The sequence below is a fragment of the Flavobacterium humi genome (assembly GCF_004745595.1).
In the GTDB taxonomy this organism is placed as follows: Bacteria; Bacteroidota; Bacteroidia; order Flavobacteriales; family Flavobacteriaceae; genus Flavobacterium; species Flavobacterium humi.
Map to the genome: position 1 here is coordinate 332,219 of NZ_SRLH01000001.1, position 25,646 is coordinate 357,864.

General features: G+C 39.4%; 27 protein-coding genes and 1 tRNA gene. 20 read left to right on the forward strand and 8 right to left on the reverse strand.

Going from position 1 to position 25,646, the window contains the following annotated elements; translation table 11 throughout:
• Window positions 1–42 precede the first annotated feature (42 nt).
• Genes kdsB through E4635_RS01350 form a run of 4 tightly spaced genes read left to right on the forward strand, consistent with a single transcriptional unit; the run spans window position 43 to window position 4,478 of the window.
• Window positions 43–783 carry a 3-deoxy-manno-octulosonate cytidylyltransferase gene (kdsB, locus tag E4635_RS01340; RefSeq protein ID WP_135524811.1) on the forward strand — a complete coding sequence of 247 codons (741 nt, stop codon included), beginning with the start codon at window positions 43–45 and terminating at the stop codon, window positions 781–783.
• Window positions 783–2,540 carry an FAD-binding protein gene (locus E4635_RS01345; RefSeq protein WP_211518711.1) on the forward strand — a complete coding sequence of 586 codons (1,758 nt, stop codon included), beginning with the start codon at window positions 783–785 and terminating at the stop codon, window positions 2,538–2,540. The genes kdsB and E4635_RS01345 overlap by 1 nt, the downstream gene beginning before the upstream one ends.
• Window positions 2,530–3,390: a methyltransferase domain-containing protein gene (locus E4635_RS15790; RefSeq protein WP_211518713.1), complete on the forward strand. Its 861-nt coding sequence runs from the start codon at window positions 2,530–2,532 to the stop codon at window positions 3,388–3,390. Before E4635_RS01345 ends, E4635_RS15790 begins: the two co-directional genes overlap by 11 nt.
• Before the next feature lie 2 nt (window positions 3,391–3,392).
• The gene (locus tag E4635_RS01350) at window positions 3,393–4,478 is read left to right on the forward strand and encodes a hypothetical protein (protein ID WP_135524812.1); all 1,086 of its coding nucleotides are present in this window, start codon (window positions 3,393–3,395) and stop codon (window positions 4,476–4,478) included.
• Between the two features lie 20 nt (window positions 4,479–4,498).
• Here E4635_RS01350 and E4635_RS01355 read toward each other — a convergent pair whose 3' ends face one another.
• Complete coding sequence (locus E4635_RS01355) at window positions 4,499–5,161, reverse strand: spermidine synthase (RefSeq protein WP_135524813.1); 663 nt, start codon at window positions 5,159–5,161, stop codon at window positions 4,499–4,501.
• Window positions 5,162–5,215: 54 nt separating this feature from the next.
• Between E4635_RS01355 and E4635_RS01360 the strand changes: the two genes are divergently transcribed.
• Window positions 5,216–5,788, forward strand: coding sequence for a 1-acyl-sn-glycerol-3-phosphate acyltransferase (locus E4635_RS01360; protein ID WP_135524814.1), 573 nt, complete (start codon window positions 5,216–5,218; stop codon window positions 5,786–5,788).
• Here E4635_RS01360 and E4635_RS01365 read toward each other — a convergent pair.
• Window positions 5,773–6,252, reverse strand: coding sequence for a helix-turn-helix domain-containing protein (locus tag E4635_RS01365; protein ID WP_135524815.1), 480 nt, complete (start codon window positions 6,250–6,252; stop codon window positions 5,773–5,775). The two genes, E4635_RS01360 and E4635_RS01365, sit on opposite strands and share 16 nt — an antisense overlap.
• Before the next feature lie 302 nt (window positions 6,253–6,554).
• On the opposite strand from E4635_RS01365, the gene E4635_RS01370 reads away from it, so the two are divergent.
• The 5 genes from E4635_RS01370 (at window position 6,555) to E4635_RS01390 (ending at window position 10,473) form a co-directional block, all read left to right on the forward strand.
• Window positions 6,555–7,709, forward strand: coding sequence for a M14 family metallopeptidase (locus tag E4635_RS01370; RefSeq protein ID WP_135524816.1), 1,155 nt, complete (start codon window positions 6,555–6,557; stop codon window positions 7,707–7,709).
• Between the two features lie 78 nt (window positions 7,710–7,787).
• Complete coding sequence (locus tag E4635_RS01375; RefSeq protein WP_135524817.1) at window positions 7,788–8,267, forward strand: Lrp/AsnC family transcriptional regulator; 480 nt, start codon at window positions 7,788–7,790, stop codon at window positions 8,265–8,267.
• A 44-nt stretch (window positions 8,268–8,311) separates the two neighbouring features.
• Window positions 8,312–8,824: a DinB family protein gene (locus E4635_RS01380; protein WP_135524818.1), complete on the forward strand. Its 513-nt coding sequence runs from the start codon at window positions 8,312–8,314 to the stop codon at window positions 8,822–8,824.
• A gap of 315 nt (window positions 8,825–9,139) precedes the next feature.
• A complete protein-coding gene (locus E4635_RS01385; protein WP_135524819.1) occupies window positions 9,140–9,730 on the forward strand; it encodes a Crp/Fnr family transcriptional regulator in 591 nt (196 codons plus the stop codon).
• A gap of 56 nt (window positions 9,731–9,786) precedes the next feature.
• On the forward strand, window positions 9,787–10,473 hold the full coding sequence (locus tag E4635_RS01390) for an alpha/beta hydrolase (protein WP_135524820.1): 687 nt from the start codon (window positions 9,787–9,789) through the stop codon (window positions 10,471–10,473).
• A 94-nt stretch (window positions 10,474–10,567) separates the two neighbouring features.
• Here the strand turns inward: E4635_RS01390 and E4635_RS01395 are convergent.
• The 5 genes from E4635_RS01395 to porX all read right to left on the reverse strand — a co-directional run bounded on the left by E4635_RS01395 (window position 10,568) and on the right by porX (window position 14,307).
• Window positions 10,568–10,642, reverse strand: a tRNA-Val gene (locus tag E4635_RS01395).
• Between the two features lie 58 nt (window positions 10,643–10,700).
• Entirely contained in the window at window positions 10,701–11,075 is a 375-nt protein-coding gene (locus E4635_RS01400) for a DUF4258 domain-containing protein (RefSeq protein ID WP_135524821.1), read from the reverse strand.
• A gap of 38 nt (window positions 11,076–11,113) precedes the next feature.
• Complete coding sequence (locus E4635_RS01405) at window positions 11,114–12,307, reverse strand: alanine dehydrogenase (RefSeq protein WP_135524822.1); 1,194 nt, start codon at window positions 12,305–12,307, stop codon at window positions 11,114–11,116.
• 42 nt (window positions 12,308–12,349) lie between these two features.
• Window positions 12,350–12,757 carry a tRNA (adenosine(37)-N6)-threonylcarbamoyltransferase complex ATPase subunit type 1 TsaE gene (tsaE, locus tag E4635_RS01410; protein ID WP_135524823.1) on the reverse strand — a complete coding sequence of 136 codons (408 nt, stop codon included), beginning with the start codon at window positions 12,755–12,757 and terminating at the stop codon, window positions 12,350–12,352.
• A complete protein-coding gene (gene porX / locus E4635_RS01415; RefSeq protein ID WP_135524824.1) occupies window positions 12,757–14,307 on the reverse strand; it encodes a T9SS response regulator signal transducer PorX in 1,551 nt (516 codons plus the stop codon). Before porX ends, tsaE begins: the two co-directional genes overlap by 1 nt.
• Window positions 14,308–14,781: 474 nt before the next feature.
• Between porX and E4635_RS01420 the strand changes: the two genes are divergently transcribed.
• The 10 genes from E4635_RS01420 (at window position 14,782) to E4635_RS01465 (ending at window position 24,766) form a co-directional block, all read left to right on the forward strand.
• Entirely contained in the window at window positions 14,782–16,830 is a 2,049-nt protein-coding gene (locus E4635_RS01420) for a M13 family metallopeptidase (protein WP_135524825.1), read from the forward strand.
• A gap of 97 nt (window positions 16,831–16,927) precedes the next feature.
• Window positions 16,928–18,163, forward strand: coding sequence for an HD domain-containing protein (locus E4635_RS01425; protein ID WP_135524826.1), 1,236 nt, complete (start codon window positions 16,928–16,930; stop codon window positions 18,161–18,163).
• Window positions 18,164–18,196: 33 nt separating this feature from the next.
• On the forward strand, window positions 18,197–19,216 hold the full coding sequence (gene lpxD, locus E4635_RS01430) for a UDP-3-O-(3-hydroxymyristoyl)glucosamine N-acyltransferase (protein ID WP_135524827.1): 1,020 nt from the start codon (window positions 18,197–18,199) through the stop codon (window positions 19,214–19,216).
• 2 nt (window positions 19,217–19,218) lie between these two features.
• On the forward strand, window positions 19,219–20,607 hold the full coding sequence (locus tag E4635_RS01435; protein ID WP_135524828.1) for a bifunctional UDP-3-O-[3-hydroxymyristoyl] N-acetylglucosamine deacetylase/3-hydroxyacyl-ACP dehydratase: 1,389 nt from the start codon (window positions 19,219–19,221) through the stop codon (window positions 20,605–20,607).
• Between the two features lie 3 nt (window positions 20,608–20,610).
• Entirely contained in the window at window positions 20,611–21,393 is a 783-nt protein-coding gene (gene lpxA, locus E4635_RS01440) for an acyl-ACP--UDP-N-acetylglucosamine O-acyltransferase (RefSeq protein WP_135524829.1), read from the forward strand.
• Between the two features lie 41 nt (window positions 21,394–21,434).
• On the forward strand, window positions 21,435–22,001 hold the full coding sequence (efp, locus tag E4635_RS01445; protein ID WP_135524830.1) for an elongation factor P: 567 nt from the start codon (window positions 21,435–21,437) through the stop codon (window positions 21,999–22,001).
• Between the two features lie 4 nt (window positions 22,002–22,005).
• Window positions 22,006–22,947, forward strand: a complete 942-nt coding sequence (locus tag E4635_RS01450) for a UDP-3-O-(3-hydroxymyristoyl)glucosamine N-acyltransferase (protein ID WP_135524831.1) — start codon at window positions 22,006–22,008, stop codon at window positions 22,945–22,947.
• The gene (locus E4635_RS01455; protein WP_135524832.1) at window positions 22,937–23,299 is read left to right on the forward strand and encodes a nuclear transport factor 2 family protein; all 363 of its coding nucleotides are present in this window, start codon (window positions 22,937–22,939) and stop codon (window positions 23,297–23,299) included. The genes E4635_RS01450 and E4635_RS01455 overlap by 11 nt, the downstream gene beginning before the upstream one ends.
• Before the next feature lie 82 nt (window positions 23,300–23,381).
• Window positions 23,382–24,254: a succinate--CoA ligase subunit alpha gene (gene sucD, locus E4635_RS01460; RefSeq protein WP_135524833.1), complete on the forward strand. Its 873-nt coding sequence runs from the start codon at window positions 23,382–23,384 to the stop codon at window positions 24,252–24,254.
• Between the two features lie 83 nt (window positions 24,255–24,337).
• Window positions 24,338–24,766 (forward strand): hypothetical protein, encoded by a 429-nt coding sequence (locus tag E4635_RS01465; protein WP_135524834.1) that lies wholly within the window; start codon window positions 24,338–24,340, stop codon window positions 24,764–24,766.
• A gap of 71 nt (window positions 24,767–24,837) precedes the next feature.
• Here the strand turns inward: E4635_RS01465 and E4635_RS01470 are convergent, their stop codons facing one another.
• Entirely contained in the window at window positions 24,838–25,563 is a 726-nt protein-coding gene (locus E4635_RS01470; protein WP_135524835.1) for an LOG family protein, read from the reverse strand.
• Window positions 25,564–25,646 lie beyond the last annotated feature (83 nt).

Here is a 25,646-nt window from a genome sequence, read left to right on the forward strand (position 1 = left end):
GTTTGTATAAATTCAATAGTATAAAAAAATAAATACTTTTTCATGAAAATAATAGCCGTTATCCCCGCCCGATATGCTTCTACACGATTTCCTGCAAAACTGATGCAGGACCTGGGAGGGAAAACCGTTATTGTAAGGACATACGAAGCTGCGGTAAACACTCAATTATTTGATGATGTTTTTGTAGTTACCGATTCAGATAAGATTTATAATGAAATCATTTCCAATGGAGGAAAGGCCATCATGAGCATCAAGGAACACGAATCCGGGAGCGACCGAATCGCCGAAGCTATTGAAAACATGGAGGTTGATGTCGTTATCAATGTCCAGGGCGACGAGCCTTTCATCAACGCGGAACCGCTTGAAAAAGTAATTGAAGTTTTCAAAAACGACATACAAAAGGAAGTCGACCTAGCTTCGCTTATGTTTGAGATTAAAGATATTTCCGAAATCCAGAATCCCAATAATGTCAAGGTTATTGTAGACCAGAAAGGTTTTGCGCTGTATTTTTCACGTTCGGTCATTCCGTATCCGAGGGAAGAAAATGTGGGTGTGAGGTATATGAAACATATTGGTATCTATGCTTTTAGGAAAGAAGCCTTGTTGGATTTTTACCGTTTGCCGATGCTATCGCTGGAAGCTTCCGAGAAATTGGAGCAGCTCCGTTACCTGGAATATGGAAAAAGGATCAAAATGGTGGAAACTACCCACGCCGGCATTGGGATCGATACCATAGAAGATTTGGAGAAGGCCAGGGAAATTCTTAAGAACCAAGTCAAGTGATGGCTTTTAAAGACAAACTTCCAGTAAGTTATTTACTGTTTACCAACAAAGGCAGGATTAACAGGTTGACTTACTTTACGGTATCGGTTTTTATATGGACCGCCTTTTACATTCTTTTCAATGTTCTGGAATGGACTATTTCCTATTCGGCCACACTCGTATTATACCCTTTTTTATTCTGGGCTGTAATCGCAACAGCAACAAAAAGGTTGCATGACACTAATTATTCAGGGAAATTTCTAGCGATTGTCCTCATACCGGTTTTAGGTCCTTTGGTTTTGTTCTATCTATTGGCTTTTAAAAAAAGTAATGCGGGTAAAAACAAGTTTGGGCATAACCCAAATTTTGCTCCCGATTATTTTGAAAACGAATATACAGGTACGATTCCAGATTTGAAGCCAGAGGAAAGAATAATTGATGATGTCACGCAGTTGAATCCGATAATTGTGTCGGGAATAGAAACCCCGGAAAGTATTGAAAAACTTCAGGACATAATTAAAAATGCAGATAGGCCTGTCTCCATTGGAGGCGGAAGGTTTAGCATGGGCGGGCAAACGGCAAGTCCTTACAGCTTACATATAAATATGAGAAAGCTGGATAGAATAATTAATTTTTCAGTTGAAGAAAGAACTATTGAAGTCGAATCCGGAATCCGGTGGTGTGATATTCAAAAGCTTATCGATCCGTTTGGTTTAAGTGTCAAAACAATGCAGACTTATGCCAATTTTACCGTAGGAGGAGCATTAAGTGTCAATTGCCACGGCCGTTATATAGGTTTGGGCGCACTTATTTTATCGGTAAGATCGATAGCTATAATTTTAGAAAACGGAGAACTGAAACAGGCTTCACGGGAAGAAAATGCAGATTTATTTTTTGCTTCCATTGGCTGTTATAACGCGATTGGGGTTATAGCCAGTGCTACGTTCGACCTGGAAGAAAACAGTAGGGTAGAACGTACTCATACACTGATAGATAGAAAGGCTTATCCGGCTTTTTTCTTTACTAAAATAAGAGAGAATAAGGATATCGTTTTTCATAATGGAGACATGTATCCTCCATCTTTTAAAAAAATAAGAGGGGTCAGTTGGGCAAAAACAGAAAAAAATACGACGGAGAAAAACCGATTAATGCCTCTTGAAGCTTCTTATCCGCTGGAAAGATATTTTATTGGAGCTTTCAGTAAAAGTAAATTTGGCAAATGGAGGAGGCAATATATTTACGATCCGCTGTTGTTTTACAAAACTAAAGTTCATTGGCGGAATTACGAAGCCGGTTATGATGTAGCAGAATTAGAACCCGAATCAAGAAAGCACAATACCTATGTTTTACAGGAGTATTTTATTCCTGTTGGGCAATTTGATACATTTACGGATGCGATGAGTGAAATATTTCACAGGCATAAAGTAAATGTGATTAATGTTTCCATAAGGCACGCCCATAAAGATGATGGTTCATTACTGGCATGGGCAAGGGAAGAAGTATTTGCTTTTGTAATTTGGTACAAGCAAAATACAGATGCTGTTGAAAAAAACAAAGTTGGAGTATGGACAAGAGAGCTGATAAATGCAGCCATCTCTGTGGAAGGTTCTTATTATTTGCCTTACCAAGCCCATGCAACGAATGCACAATTTCATCAGGCTTATCCGGACGCCGCAAGATTAATGGAATTAAAATCGAAAATGGACCCGAAATATAAATTTAGAAATATAATCTGGGATACATATTACCAACCTAAACAAAATGAATATGACCAATAAACCATCGCAATTTAAAGCCGTATTTTCAGATACAAAATGGAGTGATGATTTTTACCGTTTTTTGCAGGTTATTTTCCACCTGTATCCTGAAGATAAATTTCACCACCTTATTGCCAAAACCGCCAAAGAGAAAGTTTCGGATGAGGAAATATTCAGGTCCGTGCAGCATAATTTGCCTAAAATTAAGCCATTCCTTTCCGAATTGACTTTCGCTTTGCCAGCTTTGAAAAAGCAAAAAAAAGAAATGTCAAACCAGGTTTTACAGCTCCTGGGAAACAAAACCACTATTGATGGCTATCTGGAAATAGGTTCTACCGGACGCTACATAAGTGAACTGAAAAAGCATATCAAACTCAAAGGTAAAATTTTCCTGACCAACGATATTGAGCCCAGTAACGCAATTGGTGATATTATGGAAAGAGGGCAATTCAGGAAAATGGGGCGTTTTTTCAATTTGAACAATTACCAGCCTATTACCCAGGCGGAGATTGCCGATGAAAGCATAGACCTGGTAACATGCCACATAGGACTGCACCATTGCCCGCCTGATTTATTGGAAGGTTATTTAAAATCGATTAAAAGGATCCTGAGAAAAGACGGTTTGTTTATTATCAGGGACCATGATGTCAAAACAGATGAAATGGCAACATTCGTTTCGTTGGTCCATACCGTTTTTAATTTAGGATTGAAGGTTTCATGGGATATCGATAAGACGGAATTCAAATCATTCAAACCTGTAGAAGAATGGGCCGCCATTATTTCAAGTTATGGTTTCCAGGACATGGGCAAACGGATATTGCAGGAGAGAGATCCTTCAGACAATACATTAATGGGTTTTATAAAGCTTTAAAAATGAAACGCTTACGAATATTAACATTTTGCTCCCTTATTTTGGCAGCTGTCATTTTCTTTACCAAAAAAAGAAACCCGACAACTATTGCCCAGGGAAATGGATTGGTGATACAGAAGAAGTGGCTGCAAATCAACAAAAACCCCCAAACACCACTAAAAAGCATTCGCCCGGCCGATCAGACATTCTTGACTTTTCCGGAATGGTATTTGGTATTCAGCCCGGAAGAACAGGCCGATTATTTCAAAAGGAAAACATCCACCGGCTTTCCTTTTATGAGCCATACCCGGCAAATTTGGGAAGGGTATTACATTGTAAATGAGCAGATAAAATATAATTTCCCTACCAATACAGGCTATCATTTTATGATAGGAGTGATCGGGACAAGTGCTTCTCTGGAATATTCTATGAAAGCATGGTATGAAACAATAATAGGCCGCTTAACAGATACAGATCAGGTCGTTACAGATGAAGACCGGTTTAATGCCAAGTATGCGAAGGACTATGTTGATTTTATAAAAGACAGGCCATGGTATGAATTTGATTTCAAGAGCCAATTGGTCTCTTTTTGGTCTGAACCTTCTTTTTTGGGAAATCATTTTTTTCGGAAAATGGAGCGCAAATACCTGCTTACTTCAGAGTTAATGGTAAAATTCGCTTATGGCAAACTAATAGGGCTGGGCACAGAAACCGTATATGACCAGGCATTGCCTACAACCGAAGTGTTGGTAAGTTCGGTTCCGGTAGCGGTTCCGGGTTTACAAATCATTACAAAATATACGGACAAATCAGCATTAATAAGCCTTCCCCGTTATGACAAATTTAATCCCGCGATTGTAGATTTGGCAAGAAATGGGTTTATCTTTAAAGAAATAGCCGGGAATAATTCGGCCATATTGCTTACGATTTTAGTTTCACCAGATGAAAAAACAACAATCAAAAATGCACAAATTGTTTTCAAACAGCCATTTGCATCTAATCCGAAGATGGAACGAATCGCTTTGGCAGTTCCTGTAAAAGAGCTGAATACATTGCTTTTGCAGTTAGATGCTGATAAAATTAAGATTGAGCATATTTTTGATTTTTAGGAAGATTACCGGCTAACGGTTTATTTCTCCCAAACAAACAATTCATTATCTCCTTCAATATTTGAAAATTTCCGGATTGTTTTGCACTTGTCCTCAAGCAGTTGCAGGTAATTGGCATTCCTGATCTGGTCGCTGTTTGTCGATACGATTGTATTGAAAAGCACGGTTCCTGTTTCAGTAAGGCAATCCAGGATGTTTGCGGTGAACTTTTCATCAAACAAAAAACCGGGCATTACATTATCCTGGAAAATATCAATAATGACCAAATCAAATTTCTGAGTGGTTTGCTGCACGAAACTTTGCGCGTCACCAATAATGATTTCCAGGTTTTCAATTTGGTCTAACCCAAAATAACGATTGGCCAGGTCAATGGCAACTTTATCCAGTTCGACTCCGGTTATTTTCCCTTTATAGCCAACTTCGTCAATTAGCGATTTAATGACGCTTCCGCCTGCAACACCAAGAACGGCAATATGTTTGCACGCTTTCACTTTTTCAAAACCGATTTTCAAAAGCCCAAATTTTAATACTTTTTGCAGGCTTCCATACGAAAAATTGGTGTTCTTGGAATCCAGGACCAATTGGCCGTTATTCCAGGCAATTTCCAGGCTAGTATTGATTTCCGATTTTTTTTGATGTATTTTTATAGGGATAATGAAGCTTAAAAACTTTTTGATATTCATTATTTTTCATTTTCTATTCGTAAATATAATGCTATTTTTGGCCAAATTTTCGCTATGAAAAAAAAGATATACCAATTTATTTTCTTCAGGTTGATGGGGTGGGAAATAAAAGGAACCCTTTCTCCGGAAATTAAGAAATGCATTATGATTGTTGTGCCCCATACGAGTTGGCATGATTTTTACATCGGCCTTTTTGCCAGAGGGATCATTGGCTTGGAAATGAATTGGGTAGGGAAGAAAGAATTGTTCCAATTTCCCTTTGGAGCCTATTTCCGATGGATGGGAGGCGAGCCGCTCAACAGGAAAAAAAATGAAAATAAGGTAGATGCCATTGCCGATGTTTTTAAAAACAAAGAAACTTTCCGTTTGGCCATTGCTCCGGAAGGCACCCGGAAAAAAGTAGACGAATGGAAAACCGGGTTTTATTACATCGCGTTGCAAGCGGGTATTCCGATAATCCCGATCGCTTTTGATTTTGGTAAGAAGGAAGTGAAAATTTCCGCGCCATTTTTCCCAACCGGAAATAAAGAGGCAGATTTTGAAGCTTTAGGAAAAAACTACGTCGGTGTTACCGGTAGGATTCCTGAATATAGTTTTGTTCCAAAAAATAATCATTCGGGAGTATAGTTCCTAAACGTCCCGTTTTTATAAAAAACCACAATTCGGTCAATTTCCGGATTGTTTTGGGGATTGTCCAAAATTCGCGTATTTGAAAAATTATTTAAAAAATTTTCATTTACGCGATTTTTTTCAGGCATAGGATCATCCGAAAATAAATCAGGCTGATTTTCCGTTTTGGTTTCCGGGGCTGCATCTTTTTCAGTTAGGGTGGCAGAGACTGGAAAACTATCATGATTACTTTCAGATTTTGGAAAATTACCTTTTCCATTTAAGATCCAATACAAATCTACTTCCGGAAAATTCTCTACAATTTTTAAAATCAAATCAAGACTTGGCTTGTTCCTTCCAGACAAAAGGTGAGACAAGCTGGACCTTTGCACACCCACTTTATCTGCAAAAGCAGAGGCAGACAAGGAGTAATAATCCAAGATTATTTCAAGTCTTTTAATAAAATCATCAATGTTTACCATTGTAAATTAATTTAGTAATGATTGTAAGTTACAAATGTAAACAAAAGAAATGAAATAACCTATTTTACAATTGTAAAAAGGATAATAAGTTATTATTTAAGTTTATATAAAACACTTTAAGTATTTGATATTTAAAACTTTAAATTAGAATAATGCATTTGTAAATTTAATATATTACTAAGTGTTGCGTAGGTTTATCAACGGCAATTAAAACTGTTTACAAAAGTAATTAAACCTGCATTTTCTCTTGTTTACAATTGTAAAAAATAAGATGTTTACTTTTGTAAATAGAAAAACAGGCTATGGATTTTATTACATTATTCTCAGAAATCAAAGAATCAAAATTATTCGGCAGGTATATTGCAAACGACCATATTGAGCCGATACTTGAGGGGCTTCCGGCTGAATTTGAGGTTTCAACCATCGGTAAATCTGTAAAAGGAAAACCTATTTATGCTGTTACTGTCGGCACCGGAACAACCAAGATATTGATGTGGTCCCAAATGCACGGAAATGAATCGACAACAACTAAGGCATTATTTGACCTGTTTAGTTTCTTGAAGACTGACAGCCCGGAATCGACCCTTATCAAAAATAAATACACCTTATTATGTATCCCGATATTAAACCCGGATGGTGCCGAGGCTTATACTCGCGTAAATGCCAATGAAATTGATCTAAACCGGGATTCGGTAAACCTGTCGCAACCGGAAAGCAGGCTTATAAGGAAAATGTTCGAAACTTTCAACCCTGATGTATGCTATAACCTGCACGATCAGCGAACTATTTTTGCGGCCGGAGAAACAAGGAATCCGGCTACGGTGTCTTTTTTGGCGCCGGCCTACAATGAAAACAGGGATATTAATGCTGTCCGGCAAAAAGCAATCAATATTATTGTGGCTATGAATCGGGAACTGCAAAAACACATTCCTAACCAGGTAGGGCGTTTTGATGACTCGTTTAATATCAATTGTATAGGAGATATGTTTCAATCGTTGAATGTTCCTACAATCTTGTTCGAAGCCGGTCATTTTCAGGAAGATTACCAAAGGGAGGAAACCCGGAAATATATCTTCATCGCATTCCTGTCAAGCTTGCTAAATTGTTATGAAAACATCAATTCTGATGAAAATATCGAATTGTATTTAAACATTCCTCAAAATAAGGCTATTTTTTACGACTTTGTTTATAGAAAATTCAAAATAATTTGCAATTCATTAAATATAATCACTAACTTTGCCGCCCATTACAAAGAAAAACTGGTTGATAATAAAATCGTGTTTGAAGCGTTCTTTACCGAAGTAGGTGAGGAAATAGAGCATTTCGGACACCAGGAATATGACGGAAACGGCGGAATTTACTCGGACGATACCAATAATGTTCCAATTATTAACAAAAAAGCGGATTTTTATTTAAATAAAAACATAGAATTTGTTAATGGTTTGATGAAAATGTAATAAATTTGTTACTATTTTAATCAAAATTTAATTTTTGAGTTTTATTACTAAAGAAAATATAATATTAAATAGCTAATTATGAGTAAGTTTCGTTTAGATGAAGTTGACCATCAAATTCTTGACATGTTAATTGATAATACAAGAATTCCATTTACAGACATCGCAAAAAAATTGTTAATTTCAGCAGGGACTGTACATGTTCGAGTAAAAAAATTAGAAGATGCAGGAATTATTCAAGGTTCTTCCTTAACCCTTGACTATGAAAAGTTAGGTTACTCATTTATCGCATATGTTGGTGTGTTTTTGAATAATACCTCCCAAACGAAATTCGTATTGGAAAGAATCAACGAAATTCCTTACGTAACGGTTGCTCACGTGACTACAGGTAAGTTTAATATCTTTTGTAAAATAAGAGCTCAGGATACAAAACATGCAAAAGACGTAATTTACATGATTGATGATATTGATGGTGTGTACAGGACCGAAACGATGATTTCCCTTGATGAAAGCATCAACGACAAAAAAAGACTGATGCATACGATTTTTAAAAATATGTAATTCCTAAAGACCTTTTTTAAGGTCTTTTTTTTTATTTTTAAAGTATGAAAAATTTACTTGAAACCGATTATGCTCCTTATTATTCATTATACATCGATCAGGTGGAAGAAGAGGATTGCATTGAAGCTTTGGAAGAAAACATGACTGATTTTGTTCAGTTTATTGAAGACATCCCTTCCGAAAAGCATGAATACCGCTACCAGCCGGAAAAATGGTCTATTAAGGAAATCGTACAGCACATTATAGATGCCGAACGTATTTTCGCCTATCGCGCCTTGCGGTTTGCCCGTTTTGATAAAACACCTGTTCCTGGATTTGAAGAAAACGATTATGTCCCTGTTAGCGAATCCGATAAAAGGGAAATGAGCGATTTGCTGCAGGAATTCCTGTTGGTTAGGAAATCAACAATCAAATTATTTGAGAGTTTTTCAGAAGGAATGCTTTCTAATAAAGGTACGGCTTCCGGGCACGAAATTAAGGTCCTGGCACTCGGATTTATAATTTCAGGGCATGCCATCCATCATCAGAAAGTGATTCGGGAACGGTATTTGAAATAAAATAAAACTCTTTAAGTAATTAAAGAGTTTTTTTATGCCTATGAGTATGGTTTGGCTTCGTGAATAGGCTTTCCGAATAATAATCGGCGACTATTTTAAAAGATTTGTTCTTATTAATCTTACACATTAATTTTAGTCGCATTACATAAACTTTTGACGAAGCTTTGAATTCATTCGAAAGAACAGATTGCTGTTGATTTTTTGTAAAGCACTGAAAGTCAAATATAATAGTAAGCAATGCTTAAACCGATTTTATATGCTAAATTTGTTATGCCTACTTTAAGATAAAAAAATATAATCAAAATTATTTTCGATATGGATAACCTGCAAGCAGCAAGGCAGTTTTTAAGCCTCTGCTGTAATTTATCAGAAGATGCCTTCTCTTTATCAACAAATATGTGGCAGACAAAGTCGTATAGCAAAGGAGAAAAATATAACAAATGTGGGCGCATTTGCAGAACATCATCTTTTATATTAAATGGATATTTTAGGACGTATAAGGTAGACCCTGATGGTGAGCAGAGAAATGTTTTTTTGCACCCTCCGGGGCAGACTCTTGTTTCATTTGTGAGTTTTGTTCAGCAAATCCCGTGTGACTATGATATTGAGGCAATTACTGATGCAGAAATAATCAGTATAAGTTATGACGATCTTCAGAGATTGTACAAGAGTTCGATCGAATGGGAAAAAGTGGGGAGATTGTTTGCAGAATACGCTTATAAATTAGTGGAAGACAGATTTTTAGGCTATTATGACCTTTCTCCGGAAGAACGGTATCTAAAGTTGATCGATGACGCCCCGGAAATCTTTAATGTTGTGACTCTAAAAGATATCTCATCGTTCCTCGGAATAGAATTTCAATCATTGTGTAGGATAAGGAAAAGGGTTTCTGAACGGAAAAGTTAACTTAAGTTAACTTTTTCTCAAATGCTAATTTTTAACTTTATTAAAATTTAAAGATTATGACATTAGAAAAAAAACCTAAAATCGTCTTCTGCCACGGAATTTGGGCAGATGGTTCATGCTTTAGCAAGGTAATCCCTTCGTTGCAAGCCGATGGGCATGATGTAATTGCAGTTCAATATGGGTTAGACTCATTTGAAGAAGATGTAGCAACAGTTAAACGTACGATTAACCGCGTTGGCGGTCCTGTTATTCTTGTTGGCCACTCCTATGGCGGAGCAACAATTACAGCTGCTGCAAGTGATGAACGTGTGGTTGGGCTTGTGTATATTGCCGCTGTAGCGCCTGCTGTTGGCGAAACTGTACAGGAGCAACTTGAGAAATACCCTTCAGACATTTTCACACGTGTTGAAGTGGCAGATGGCCGCGCCTGGATGCTTCCGTCAGGAACCGAATTCTTTGCCGGAGATCTTTCTGCGGAAGAGCAAAAGTTAGTATGGGCCACGCATTATGCACCTGCACATGATTTGTTCACTCAACAAAAAATCGCAAAAACACCATGGGATAGAATGCCAAGCTGGTATATTTTATGTACGGAAGACCATACTGTCCATCCGGACCTGCAACGCTGGGTTTCTAAAAGAATGGGGGCGAAAGTAACCGAGATTGTAAGTAGCCACGTGCCGATGCTTTCACAGCCCGAAGTTGTGATTGATGTTATCCGCCAGGCGGCAGCATCTGTTTAAAGATACTATTTAGAACCTAAATTAGAGGCCGCTTGAAGGCGGTTTCTTTATTGCCTGTAAATAAAAAAAGCACTCGATTTGAGTGCTTTTTTTGTGGGCGATGAGGGGTTCGAACCCCCGACCCCCTCGGTGTAAACGAGGTGCTCTGAACCAGCTGAGCTAATCGCCCGTAATAGGACTGCAAATATACAGTTTGATTTTATAAAAACAACTGTTTTTTTAAATAATTATTGTTTTTTGATATCTCTTAAGACGGCCCTGTCGTCATAATTCTCAATAATAACTTCAATAGGCTGGTTTTTAGTTGTTTTTCCTATGATGGTATACAATTTCCCGTTCGAAAACTTAATGTTGCTCCTGTCAAAATCAACATCGCCATACTCTAAAGTATTTTTAACATCGATGGTATCCAGCCAGTCTTCGGCGATTTTCTTTACGGCAACATCCGAATAGACAAAAGGTTTTGTCCTGATATTGTTTAAAACCCTGTCATTTGGGAAATAAGTACAGCGGGTGTGTTTTTGGTTTAAAACGAAAAATAGAAACACGCAACCCACTACAAATCCAAAAAGGTAGTAACTCAATCTGTAAGCAAACTTCATAAGAATTAATTTTCCTGCAAAAGTAAGAAGAATAAAGCTTAAAACACAATTAAGTTAATATCTCTGTATGTTAAATCGAACCATTCCCCGATGGTTTTGTTTGTCAAGATGCCATGATAGTAGTATACGCCGTTTTTAAGGCCGCTATCGCAGCGAATAGCGCTTTCAATACCTCCGTCGTCGGCTATTTTGAGTAGGTAAGGGGTGATGATATTGCTGATGGAAAGCGAAGCGGTTTTAGAATACCTCGATGGAATGTTAGGTACACAATAATGGATAACACCGTTTTTGATGAACGTCGGGTTTTCGTGGGTTGTAATTTCGGAAGTTTCGAAACAGCCTCCCGTATCAATGCTGACATCGACAATTACAGCGCCTTTTTTCATATGTTCGACCATGGTTTCAGAAACCACGATAGGTGTCCTGTATTTCCCTCTCATAGCGCCAATAGCCACGTCGCAACGTCTTAATGCTTTAATAAGGGCTTTGTTCTGAATGGTCGAGGTGAAGATCCTTTGGTTCAGGTTGTTCTGTAAACGACGCAGTTTTGTAATGGAATTGTCAAAAACCTTTACGCTGGCACCAAGCCCGATAGCGGTCCTTGCGGCATATTCTGCAACGGTGCCGGCGCCCAGGATTACCACTTCGGTTGGTGGTACGCCTGTAATATTACCCAAGAGCAGCCCGTTTCCGGATTTGCTGGCTGTCATTAATTCTGCGGCAACAAGTACAGAAGCCGTTCCTGCAATTTCGCTTAAGGATTTTACGGCAGGAAAGGACCCGTCTTCGTCTTTAATGTATTCGAAGGCGAGAGCGGTTATTTTTTTCTTTTTAAGGGCTTCGAAATATTCTTTTTTCCTTGTTTTTAGCTGTATGGCGGAAATGATGATGGTCTCCTGGTTCATCATTTCGATTTCGGCTAAAGTTGCCGGCTCCACTTTTAATATCATGGGGCAGCTTAGGACTTTTTGGGTATCGTTGGTAATTTCTGCCCCGGCATCACAATAATCTTTGTCTGAATAGCTTGAGTTTTCTCCGGCTCCGGCTTCGATTAAAACCCTATGGCCGTGGGAAGTGATCGCATTCACAGCGTCCGGAGTCAGGCAAATGCGGCGTTCCTGGTAAGAAGTTTCTTTCGGAATCCCTACAAATAATTCACTTTTGTGTTTAGCGATTTCAAGCTTTTCTTCTTGCGGAAGTAATTGTTGTTTGCTAAAAGGGGTAATGGCCATGATGCGATTATTATTTGGCACAAATTACAAAAAATCTCATAATTATTGAAGCTCAATCAATCTTTTACCGTCATTTAAAACAGAAATGGTAATGATAGAATGTTTTTCAGGGATTAAATCCGGGATGTTTTCCGCCCATTCAATAAAGCACCAGTTGCCGGAATACAGATATTCGTCTATTCCCATGTCCAGTGCTTCGGTTTGGTTTTTCAACCGATACATATCAAAATGGTAAACTACCTGATTTGTAGTGGTTTGGTATTCGTTAACTAAAGAAAAGGTTGGGCTACTTATTGGGTCTTCAATGCCTAGTTTTTCGCATAAGGATTTGATAAAAGTAGTCTTGCCGGCTCCCATTTGCCCATGAAAAAGGATTACTTTTTCGGGGTTTTGGGCCAATATTTTTTCAGCGGTTTCGCTTATTTGGTCAAGGTTGAATTCGATCTTCATTATTTCTTAGGACTAAAAACTAAAAAGGGAACAATCATTTCTTCCAGTGAAATCCCGCCGTGCTGGTAAGTGTTTCGGTAATAACTGACGTAATGGTTGTAATTGTTGACATAGGCCAGGAAATAGTCGTTTTTGGCAAAAATATACGAACTGGTCATGTTGATGATAGGCAAACCGATCTTCCTAGGGTCTTTGGCAGCGTAAACCTCTTTGTTTTCATAGGTTAAGCTACGTCCGGTCTTGTACCTTAAATTCAGGCTGGTGTTCTTATCCCCAATTACCTTGGAAGGGCTTTTGCAATTGATTGTCCCGTGGTCTGTAGTGATAATAAGCTTAAAGCCAAGTCTTTGGGCTTGCTGTATGATTTCCAGTAAAGGTGAGTTTTTGAACCAGCTCAGGGTTAGGGAACGGTAAGCCTTGTCATCGGAGGCAAGTTCCTTTACGACGTCCATATCTGTTTTGGCGTGGGAAAGCATGTCGACAAAATTATATACGACAGTTACCAGCTTGTTGTCTTTCAAGGCTTTGAAGTTCTCTGCTAGTTTCTTTCCGTTGGCAAAATTGGTAATCTTGAAATACTCATGGCTGATATTGAGCCCCAGGCGTTTGAGCTGTGCAGTCAGGAATTCGGCTTCGTATAGGTTTTTTCCACCGTCTTCCACATCGTTTTTCCAATATTGCGGGAACTGTTTTTCCATATCAAGAGGCAATAGGCCCGAGAAGATGGCATTCCTGGCGTATTGTGTGGCAGTAGGAAGGATGGCGAAATAAGGGGTTTCGGCTTCTAACTTGTAATGGTTGTTGACTACGTTTTCAAAAGCTTTCCATTGGTCGTAACGAAGGTTGTCAATTACGACAAAGAGTATGTTTTCCGGCTTTTTAAGCTCCGGTACTACCAGTTCCTTAAAGAGATTGTGCGATTGTATCGGTTTGTCTGCTTTAGGTTCGAACCAGTCTTCGTAGTTTTTCTCGATAAATTTCCCGAATTGCGAATTGGCTTCGGCTTTCTGGGACTCGAGGATCTGGAACATGTTCTGGTCGTCTATGTCTTCCAGTTCCAGTTCCCAGAATATGAGTTTTTTGTAGAGTTCCACCCATTCTTCATAGGAATTGACCATGGACATTTCCATAGCGATCTTACGGAATTCCTTTTGGTAATCCAAAGTGGTCTTTTCTGAAATAAGGCGGGAGTGGTCTAGGTTCTTTTTCAAGCTGAGGAGAATCTGGTTCGGATTGACCGGTTTGATCAGGTAATCGGCAATTTTAGAGCCGATGGCCTCTTCCATAATATACTCTTCCTCACTTTTTGTGATCATGATGACAGGAGTGGAGGACTTTTTTTCCTTCATTTCCGATAAGGTTTCCAGCCCGCTCATCCCGGGCATATTTTCATCCAGGAAAACAATATCGAAGTTTTCCTCCTGGAACAAATCGACAGCATCGCGCCCGTTATTGCAGGTGGTTACGTTGTAGTTTTTCTTTTCGAGGAATAATATATGTGGCTTTAACAAATCGATTTCATCATCGACCCAAAGGATTTTTATACTCATAACGGTTTAATTTCTGTTGCAATTTACTATTAATTAAACACAGGATTCATAAAAATATTGTAAAAAAAGGGATTTTATATTGTTATAGGCAAGTGGATTTGCCTGGTGCGCCTGATACGGCAAAAGAAGGGGCCACAGTACGTTTTGCTATTGTTGAAAGCTTCCTGAAAAGGGATACTGCACTTTAACTGCACTTTAAGAGCACTTTAAGAGCACTTTAAGAGCAAGTAGTAGGAATTGGATCAGGAAGAAATCCTATAGCGGAAAATAAGCAGCAAAAACAGCAGTCAAATAACATATTCTATTGAAAATGTATTAGTTATAATTAAATTCAAAACTGTTGAAGCCTTCATTTGCCTGTTTTTACATATTTCTAAGGATAATAGTACAAAAAAATGCTTCAAAAAAGGCGCCCGTTTTCTTATGCTTCTCATAAAATCATATATTTGCCGCCTAAATCAAATTAACTTAACTATGAAATTGAACACTCTTGTCTTGCTTTTTTCGGGTGTGGCTTTGTTGGCTACCGGCTGTAAAAAAGAAAAAGAATTTGATCCAAATGCGCCGGATGCCTTGTTTACCAACCGTGATACTTTGGTAAATCCTGCGGATGATTTCTTTATGTATGCCAATGGCGGGTGGTTTGGCAAAAACCCAATCCCGGATTCGGAACGAAGCAATGGTATTTTCAGGACCATACAGGATACCATCAATAACCAAATCATGCAGATCTGTGAGAAATCTGCACAAGCGAAGGCCGAAAAAGGAAGCAACAAGCAAAAAATAGGGGATTTTTATGCCTCAGGGATGGATACTATTGCCATTGACAAAGCCGGCATCAATCCTTTACAAAAGGAAATGGCTAAAATTGATGCTGTAAAAGACGTACCTTCTTTACTTAATACAATTGCTTATATGCATACTATCGGGACCAGCCCTGCTTTTGGTTTCTACCTGGGCCAGGACGATAAGATAAGTACGAAATATGCTTTGTTTTTCTCCCAGGGCGGATTAGGTTTGGGGAACAGGGATTATTATTTCAATACCGATGCGGAAACCACCAACATCCGTGCGGAATATGTGAAGCATATGGAAGCGATGTCAAAACTGATGGGTAATGATGCCGATGTGTCAAAGAAAAACGCTGTAGTGATCATGAAGCTTGAAACGGATTTGGCCAGGGCTTCCAGAAAGTTGGAAGAACTTCGGGATCCGGTAAAGAATTACAATAAAATGGCCATTGGGAAATTTAAGGCAATGACACCTAATATTGACTGGAACAAGGTTTTGCCGCAGCTTAATGTTGTTGCTAAAGCAGATTCTGTGATAGTTGGGCAGCCGGAGTTTTATGCTTCTTTAGACAAAATGGTAACGTCGTATTCTGTTGAAGAATGGAAAACCTACCTGAAATGGAATTTGGTAAACAGTTATGCGTCTTTCCTAAGCAGCGATATCGAAAAGCAGAATTTCAAATTCTACGCGACTGTCCTGAGCGGTGTCGCCAAGCAAAAACCAAGATGGAAACGTGTGGTGGAACAAACCGACGGTTCTTTGGGAGAATTGATAGGACAGGTGTATGTTGAGGAATACCTGCCAAAAGGAACGAAAGAAAAACTATTGGAGATAGGCAACAATATCCGCGACGTATATGCCGAGCATATCAAGAAACTGGACTGGATGAGTGCCCAGACCAAAGCAAAGGCATTGAACAAACTTTCAAAAATTGTCATGAAAGTAGGGTATCCTGACAAATGGAAAGACATGAGTTCCGTTACTATTGACAAAGGTTCTTATTGTGCTAATGTGATGGCTGTGAATAAATGGGATTACAATTATATGATCTCCAAATATGGCAAACCTGTTGACCGTACGGAATGGAGCATGTATCCGCAAACCTACAATGCTTATTACAACCCTAGCAATAATGAAATTGTAGTGCCTGCCTGTAACATATTGGTTCCGGGATATGAAGGAAGAATGCCGGATGACGCTATTTTGTACGGGATTATAGGAGGTTCGACTTTCGGGCACGAAATCACGCATGGTTTTGACGACCAGGGAAGCCAGTATGATGAAAACGGTAACCTGAACAATTGGTGGACTAAGGAAGATTTGAAGAAATTCAAGGAAAAAACCAAACTGATTGTGGCCCAGTTCAATAAATATGAAGCATTGCCGGGCAAATTTGTGAATGGTGATGCCACACAAGGAGAAAACATTGCCGACCTTGGTGGTGTGGTAATGGGGTATGAAGCCTTCAAGAAAACGGCACAATACAAGGAAAATCAGAAAATTGCCAAATTATCCCCTGACCAGCGTTATTTTCTGGCCTACGGATATGCCTGGATGGTTAACATCAAGAACGAGTCGTTGTCACAGCAAATCATGACCGATGTGCATTCTCCGGCGAAATTCAGGATTAACGGGCCGCTAAGCAACATTCCTGAGTTTTATAAGGCTTTCAACATCAAGGAAGGAAGCAAAATGCGCCAGGCAGAAAAAGACAGAGTGATTATCTGGTAATATTATAATCCAAAAACAAGACCCTTTTGAAGTTTATTTCAAAAGGGTTTCTTTTTTCAATACATCAAATTCCTATATTTGTATAAATCAATTTTTTGTGAGCAATACCAATAAGCTAAAAATTTTCAACGACCCTATATATGGTTTTATAACCATTCCGGACCCATTAATTTACGATTTAATCCAGCATCCTTATTTTCAGCGTTTACGCAGGATTTCCCAAATGGGCTTGTCTTATTTGGTTTATCCGGGTGCGAACCATACCCGTTTCCACCATGCTTTGGGCTGTTTGCATATCATGCAGAAAGCCATCCAGGTGCTTCGGTTTAAAAGCACACAGATTTCCAAGGAAGAGGAAAACGCGCTTTATATTGCCATTTTGCTCCATGACATAGGGCACGGGCCGTTTTCGCATGCGATGGAACACAGTATCGCCGAAGACGTGCACCATGAGGAAATTTCGTTGTTGTTCATGGACCGGCTTAATGCCGAATTTGAAGGAAAACTAAGCCTCGCCATCCAGATATTCAAAGGGGAATACCATAGGAAATTCATGCTTCAGCTCATTTCAAGCCAATTGGATATGGACAGGATGGATTATCTCAAAAGGGACAGTTTCTATTCGGGGGTGGAAGAAGGGAAAATAAATTCGGACCGCCTGATCCAGATGATGAATGTTGTGGATGATGTTTTGGTTATTGAGGAAAAGGGTATTTATTCTGTTGAAAAATTCCTGATGGCCAGAAGGCTGATGTACTGGCAGGTGTATTTGCATAAAACCAGCCTGGTGGCCGAATTGATTTTGACCAAAACCTTAAAAAGGGCCAAAGAGCTGTATCAGAAAGGCATCGTGATAGAATGCAGCAAACCGTTGTTCTTTTTTATTGAAAATAAAATCGCATTGAAGGATTTTACGGAAGATACGCTCAATAAATTTGCCCAATTGGATGATTCCGATATTATCGGGGCTATAAAAAACTGGCAGTTCCATGATGATTTTGTGCTGAGTTCGCTGAGCAAAATGATCATCAACCGGGATTTGCTGAAAATTAAGATGGGCGAGGAAAAATTCTCTTTGGCAGAAGTCCAGGAGCTGGCAGGACAATTTTCGGAAGAGTATGGCGTTGGTATTCAGGAGGCTAAGTATTTTGTGTTTAAAGGCAAAATCAAAAACCAGGCCTACAGCAAGATTGCCGAACCGATCAGGATACTCAAAAAAGATGGAGGAATTGAGGATGTTGCCTTGCTTTCCGATCAATTATCGCTCAAAGCATTATCAAAACAAGTGACCAAGTATTTTCTGTGTTTTCCAAAACAACTCAATAAAAACTAAAGTTTCTTTTCAAAATTTTATATTTTTGTCACAATGAAATTTACAGCCGAACAAATAGCAGGAATTTTAGAAGGGGAAGTAGTAGGAAATCCTAACGCTGAAGTCTCCAGATTGTCTAAAATAGAAGAGGGGACGGAAGGTTCTTTAACATTTTTGGCCAATCCCAAATATATTAATTTCATTTACGATACAAAAGCGACCATAACTATTGTAAACAGTACTTTTGTGCCGGAAAATGAGATTACCACCACACTGATAAAAGTGGAAGATGCTTATAAATCATTTTCTAAATTATTGGAATTTTACAATCAGATCAAACTGAACAAGGTAGGTATAGAAGTGCCGTGCGTACTGTCGGAAAGCGCAACACACGGGGAAAACTTCTATTTGGGGAGTTTCGCTTATGTTGGCGAAAACGTCGTGATTGGCAACAATGTCAAGATCTATCCGAATTCGTTTATTGGCGATAATGTGAAAATTGGGGACAATACTATTATTTTTGCCGGTGCCAAAGTATATTCGGAAACGGAAATAGGCAACGGTTGTACCATTCATTCCGGTGCTATTGTGGGTGCCGACGGTTTTGGTTTTGCCCCGAATGAAGAAGGGATTTACAGCAAAGTACCGCAAATAGGCAATGTGATCCTGGAAGATAATGTAGATGTGGGCGCTTGTACAACCATAGACCGTGCTACGCTGGGTTCTACCATTATACGCAAAGGAGTAAAGCTGGACAACCAGATCCAGATTGCCCATAATGTTGAAATAGGAGAAAATACCGTTATTGCCGCGCAAACCGGTATCGCGGGATCTACTAAAATAGGGAAAAGCTGCATGATAGGTGGCCAGGTAGGAATAGCCGGGCATCTGAATATCGGCAACGGAGTAAGGATCCAGGCGCAATCGGGTGTCGGGAGAAATATAAAAGATAATGAAACATTGCAGGGAAGCCCTACTTTTGGATACAGTGATTTTAATAAATCCTATGTCCATTTCAAAAACCTTCCTAAAATAGTATCAGAATTAGAAGAACTAAAAAAGAAAAACAAATAATTATGGTTAAGCAAAAAACCATTCAGTCAGAAATTACGCTTAAAGGCGTTGGATTACACACAGGGAAAGAAGTTACGATGACTTTTAAACCGGCTCCGGTAAACAATGGTTTTACCTTTGTCCGTGTGGATCTGGAAGGGCAACCCATCATTGAAGCCGATGCTGCCTATGTTGTCAATACGCAAAGAGGTACCAATCTTGAAAAATTAGGAGTGATGATCCAGACTCCCGAGCATGTTTTGGCCGCTCTTGTTGGTTGTGACCTGGACAATATCACTATTGAACTGAATGCTTCGGAATTGCCAATTATGGACGGTTCTTCAAAATATTTCGTTGAAGCGATTGAAAAAACCGGGATTGTAGAACAGGAAGCGGAAAGAAACGTATACGTGGTGAAGGAAGTCATTTCCTATATGGATGAGGCAACAGGTAGCGAGATTATCGTGATGCCTTCAGACGATTACCAGGTAACGGCTATGGTTGATTTTGGTACCAAAGTCCTTGGAACCCAGAATGCAAGCATGAAGCATATTTCGGAATTCAAATCGGAAATAGCGGATTCCCGTACGTTCAGTTTCCTGCACGAACTGGAAACATTGCTGGAACATGGCCTGATTAAAGGCGGCGACCTGAACAACGCCATTGTGTATGTTGATAAGGAAATCTCCGATTCTACCATGGACAGGCTCAAAGTGGCTTTTGGGAAAGAAAAGATCTCCGTAACGCCAAATGGTGTTCTGGACAACCTTACCCTGCATTACCCAAATGAAGCGGCACGCCATAAATTACTGGATGTAGTAGGTGATTTGGCACTTATCGGGACCCGTATCAAAGGGAAAGTCATTGCCAATAAACCCGGGCATTTTGTCAATACGCAGTTTGCCAAGAAAATATCAAAAATCATCAAAACGGAACAAAAAAACCATGTCCCGGTGTATGACCTGAATAAGGAACCGCTAATGGATATCCATAAAATCATGTCAATGTTGCCTCACAGGCCGCCGTTTTTGTTGGTTGATAGGATTTTGGAAATGTCGGACACACATGTGGTAGGATTGAAGAATGTAACCATGAATGAAGATTTCTTCGTAGGGCATTTTCCCGGAGCTCCGGTGATGCCTGGCGTCCTTATCGTTGAAGCGATGGCCCAGACAGGAGGGATCTTGATTTTGAGTACCGTTCCGGATCCGGAAAATTACCTGACCTATTTCATGAAAATAGACAATGTTAAGTTCAAACATAAAGTATTACCAGGCGATACATTAATTTTCAAATTAGACTTGCTTTCTCCGATCAGAAGAGGGATTTGTCATATGCAGGCCAGCGCTTACTCGAACGGTAAGTTGGTCGCTGAAGCGGAATTAATGGCACAAATCGTTAAAAAACAATAACATATGAATCAACCTTTAGCCTACGTTCATCCTGGTGCGAAAATCGCCAAAAACGTTGTAATTGAACCTTTTACTACTATTCACAACAATGTGGTCATTGGGGATGGAACCTGGATTGGTTCGAATGTTACGATTATGGAAGGCGCCCGTATAGGTAAAAATTGCAATATTTTCCCGGGTGCGGTAATTTCAGCGGTGCCTCAGGATTTGAAATTCGGAGGTGAAGAGTCACTTGCGGTAATAGGAGATAATACCACTATAAGAGAGTGTGTTACGATAAATAGAGGAACGATTGCTTCCGGGCAAACCACTATAGGGAACAATTGCCTGATTATGGCTACAGCGCATATCGCGCACGATTGCCATATTGGTAACAATGCCATCGTTGTAAACGGTGTAGCACTTGCAGGCCACGTTACTATTGGTGATTTTGCGATCATCGGAGGTTTGGCGGCTGTGCACCAGTTCATCTCGATTGGTGACCATGCCATGGTTTCCGGAGGTTCGCTGGTTCGTAAGGACGTACCACCTTTTACAAAAGCGGCAAAAGAACCGTTATCCTATGTGGGTATCAACTCTGTTGGGCTTAGAAGGAGAGGGTTTACGACTGAGAAAATAAAAGAGATCCAGGATATTTACAGGATTTTGTACCAGAAAAATTACAATACGTCACAGGCTTTGGCTATTATCGAAGCTGAAATGCAGGCTACTCCTGAGCGTGATGAGATTTTGGATTTTATCAGGAATTCTTCAAGAGGAATTATGAAAGGTTATACAGGGGTATAAGCAGTTAAAACAGAAACAAACATAAAATAAATACTTAAAAAATGGCATCTACATCAGATATTAGAAACGGATTATGTATAAAATTCAATCACGATATATATAAAATCATTGAATTCCTTCACGTAAAACCAGGGAAAGGCCCGGCTTTTGTGAGAACAAAATTGAAAAGCTTAACTACAGGGAAGGTTTTGGACAACACTTTTTCGGCAGGCCATAAAATTGAAGATGTCCGTGTGGAAACACATACGTTCCAATTCCTGTATGCAGAAGGAACCCAGTTTCATTTTATGAACAATGAAAGTTTTGAACAGATTACATTAAACAAAGACATCCTTGATGCTCCGGATTTGTTGAAAGAAGGAACTAATGTAATGGTTCAGATCAATACCGAAACAGATTTGCCGCTTGCTGTAGACATGCCGGCTTCCATCGTTCTTGAGGTTACCTATGCAGAGCCTGGAGTGAAAGGAAATACAGCAACAAATGCAACAAAACCTGCAAAAGTGGAAACAGGGGCTTCGGTAAACGTTCCGTTGTTTATCAATGAAGGGGATAAAATCAAGATAGATACTGCTACAGGTTCTTACATGGAGCGTGTAAAAGAGTAATCCGATGAAATTCTCCCAAACACATACACTAAAAGAAATTGCGACTATTATTGGTTGTGAATTCGTTGGTAAAGCTGATTTTCAAGTTTTGGGTATGAATGAGATTCATGTTGTCGAACCTGGAGATATTGTGTTTGTCGATCATCCAAAATATTACGATAAAGCTTTACAGTCGGCGGCTACGATAGTTTTAATCAATAAAAATGTCGATTGCCCGGAAGGTAAAGCTTTGTTGATTTCCGACGATCCTTTTAGGGACTTTAATAAATTGACGCATCATTTCAGGCCATTCCAGGCTTCGAATGCTGCTGTTTCAGTTTCTGCCAAAATAGGAGAGGGGACCGTTATCCAACCCAATACCTTTATCGGGAATAATGTGGCGATTGGCAAAAACTGCCTGATCCATTCTAATGTTTCCATCTATGATAATACGGTAATCGGGGATAATGTCATCATCCACGCGGGGACTATCCTTGGCGCCGACGCTTTTTACTATAAAAAACGCCCGGAAGGCTTTGACCAACTAATTTCAGGAGGACGGGTCGTTATTGAGGACAATGTCGGGATTGGCGCTTTATGTACCATCGATAAAGGTGTTACAGGCGATACTACCATTGGTGCCGGGACAAAAATTGACAACCAGGTCCATGTGGGGCACGATACGATAATCGGTAAAAAATGCCTTATCGCTTCACAAACCGGTATTGCGGGTTGCGTGGTGATTGAAGATGAAGTAACCCTTTGGGGCCAGGTAGGCACTACAAGCGGTATTACGATCGGGTCGAAAGCCGTAGTCATGGGGCAAACAGGGGTAACCAAATCTATTGAAGGCGGAAAATCCTATTTCGGCACTCCTGTAGAAGAATCCCGCGAAAAACTCAAACAGCTGGCCAACCTTAAAAAACTCCCTGAAATACTTAATAAACTCAATAAAAATGAAGGCTAAGGAAATAGTTAAGAATTTTTATAAATCGGATGCTTTTCGCGACAGCGCATTACTGGATACTTTCATACATCCTGATGTTACCCTGGACTGGAACAGCAGCAAAGGATTCCTTCAGCTTAACAGGGAAGAAATGCTGAAACTTGCTTCCGAGATGCAGAAAGCCTACGATTCGTCCAGGATTTACATCACACATATTATAGAGGAGGAAGATACTGTAAGTGTCCGGTACATCCATTATGTAAAGACGATCGAAAATCCAAGGGAAGAAATGATTTTAGCGCATTTCATGGTGATTTGGGAACTAAAAGCAGGAAAATTATACCGGGGATTCCAAATGAGCCAATTAAGTTAATTTATTTTAAAAAATAATATAAAAGTACATTTCAAAACCTTACTTTTGCAACACAAAAAATAAACTATATAAACAAAATATCATGAGTGTTTTAGTCAATAAAGATTCAAAAATAATCGTTCAGGGATTTACAGGAAGCGAAGGAACATTCCACGCTTCTCAAATGATTGAATACGGAACAAATGTTGTAGGTGGTGTAACTCCTGGAAAAGGTGGGACAATGCATTTAGACCGTCCGGTTTTCAATACGGTAAAAGACGCCGTAGACCAGGCTGGAGCTGATACAACTATTATTTTCGTTCCACCGGCATTTGCTGCTGACGCTATTATGGAAGCTGCCGATGCAGGAATCAAGGTAATCATTGCCATTACCGAAGGTATTCCTGTTGCGGACATGATTAAAGCCAATGAATATATCAAAGGGAAAAACTGTCGTCTGATAGGCCCTAACTGCCCAGGTGTGATTACGCCGGGAGAAGCAAAAGTAGGTATCATGCCAGGTTTTGTTTTCAAAAAAGGTACTGTAGGAATCGTTTCAAAATCAGGTACTTTAACCTACGAAGCAGCAGACCAGGTTGTAAAACAAGGTTTGGGAATCACGACTGCTATCGGTATCGGTGGAGATCCTATCATCGGGACTACGACCAAACAAGCCGTTGAATTATTGATGAACGACCCTGAAACCAAATGTATCGTTATGATTGGTGAAATTGGTGGCCAATTAGAAGCGGATGCTGCACATTGGATCAAAGCTGACGGTAACCGTAAGCCAGTTGTAGGTTTTATTGCCGGTGAAACTGCTCCGAAAGGAAGAACAATGGGCCACGCCGGTGCAATTGTGGGTGGTGCTGATGATACTGCGGAAGCTAAAAAACGTATCATGAGAGAAAACGGTATCCATGTAGTAGATTCTCCTGCTGAAATCGGTAAGAAAGTAAAAGAAGTTTTAGGTTAATCCCTAATAGAATATAGAAATCTAATGCCCCACGATTTTCGTGGGGTATTTTTTTTCGGATTATTGATTTAAAAAAATATAAGATGTATAAAGAGTTAAAGAAATTTAAAACCGGTAACAGCTTTGCTTTCACGGTAAATGACAGCCTGGAAGAAGTTTGCAACGCACCGGAAAGCGGGAGCGGTGTTTTTTTGGTTTACGATGCGACCAATGAAGAGAAAGAACTGATCATGGTCGGATCTACCGGAACGATCCAAAATGACGGAACCTTGAAAACAAAATCAGGTGGTTTGTATGACAAAATCGTAAACGGGCATCAGTTTGCCAAAACCGGAAGGAAATATTCCTGGCCGGCACAAATGAAAAAAGAAAATATCAATGCTCTTGAAGTGGTTTGGTATGATACCTTCAATGCTAAAAACAAAGTGATCCCAACGTTTGTAGAAGGACAGGTTTTGCAAAATTTCCTTGATGAAAATGAGAGGCTACCACGATGGAATGTAGCGTTTTAAGTATCAAGAATTAAATAAAAAATTAAGGCTTAAAATAAAAAACTCCGCAACTTGCGGAGTTTTTTGTATGCTTAAAAGTTCGGGCTTAAATTGTATTTTTTGTAGAAATTATCCAGGGCTTCCACCACTTCGTCTTCCGTATCCACAATTTTTATCAGGTCCATATCGGTTGGGCTTACCGTTTTTTCCTGATCGATCATGATGGTTTTGACCCATTCGATCAATCCGGCCCAAAAGCTGGAACCCACCAGGATAATCGGGAATTTCCCTATTTTTTTGGTCTGGATCAGGGTAATCGCCTCAAATAATTCATCCAAAGTGCCAAAACCTCCCGGCATAACTACAAATCCCTGTGAGTATTTGACAAACATAACCTTTCTGACAAAGAAATAATCAAAATTCAGGTTTTTATCTTTATCGATATAAGGATTAAAATGCTGCTCAAAAGGCAATTCAATATTCAATCCTACCGAAGTTCCTTCGCCACGGTGCGCCCCTTTGTTCCCGGCTTCCATGATACCAGGACCACCGCCGGTTATCACTCCATAACCCGCTTTACTGATTTTGTAAGCGATTTTTTCAGCCAGTATATAATATTTATCCTCCGGTTTTGTTCGGGCAGACCCAAAAATAGATACGCAAGGCCCAATCCTGGCCATACTTTCGTATCCATTGACAAACTCCGACATAATTTTAAAAATCGCCCAGGAGTCGTTGGTCCTTATCTCGTTCCAGGTTTTTTGTTTTAATTTATCTTGGATCCTGGAATCCTCATTTTCATAATCATTAAACGACATATTCTCTTTTTTATATTTTATTTTTTAGGAGCTGTTTCCCGCTATTCATTCCAATCTTTTGTTTTTTAAGGAAAAAACAAAAG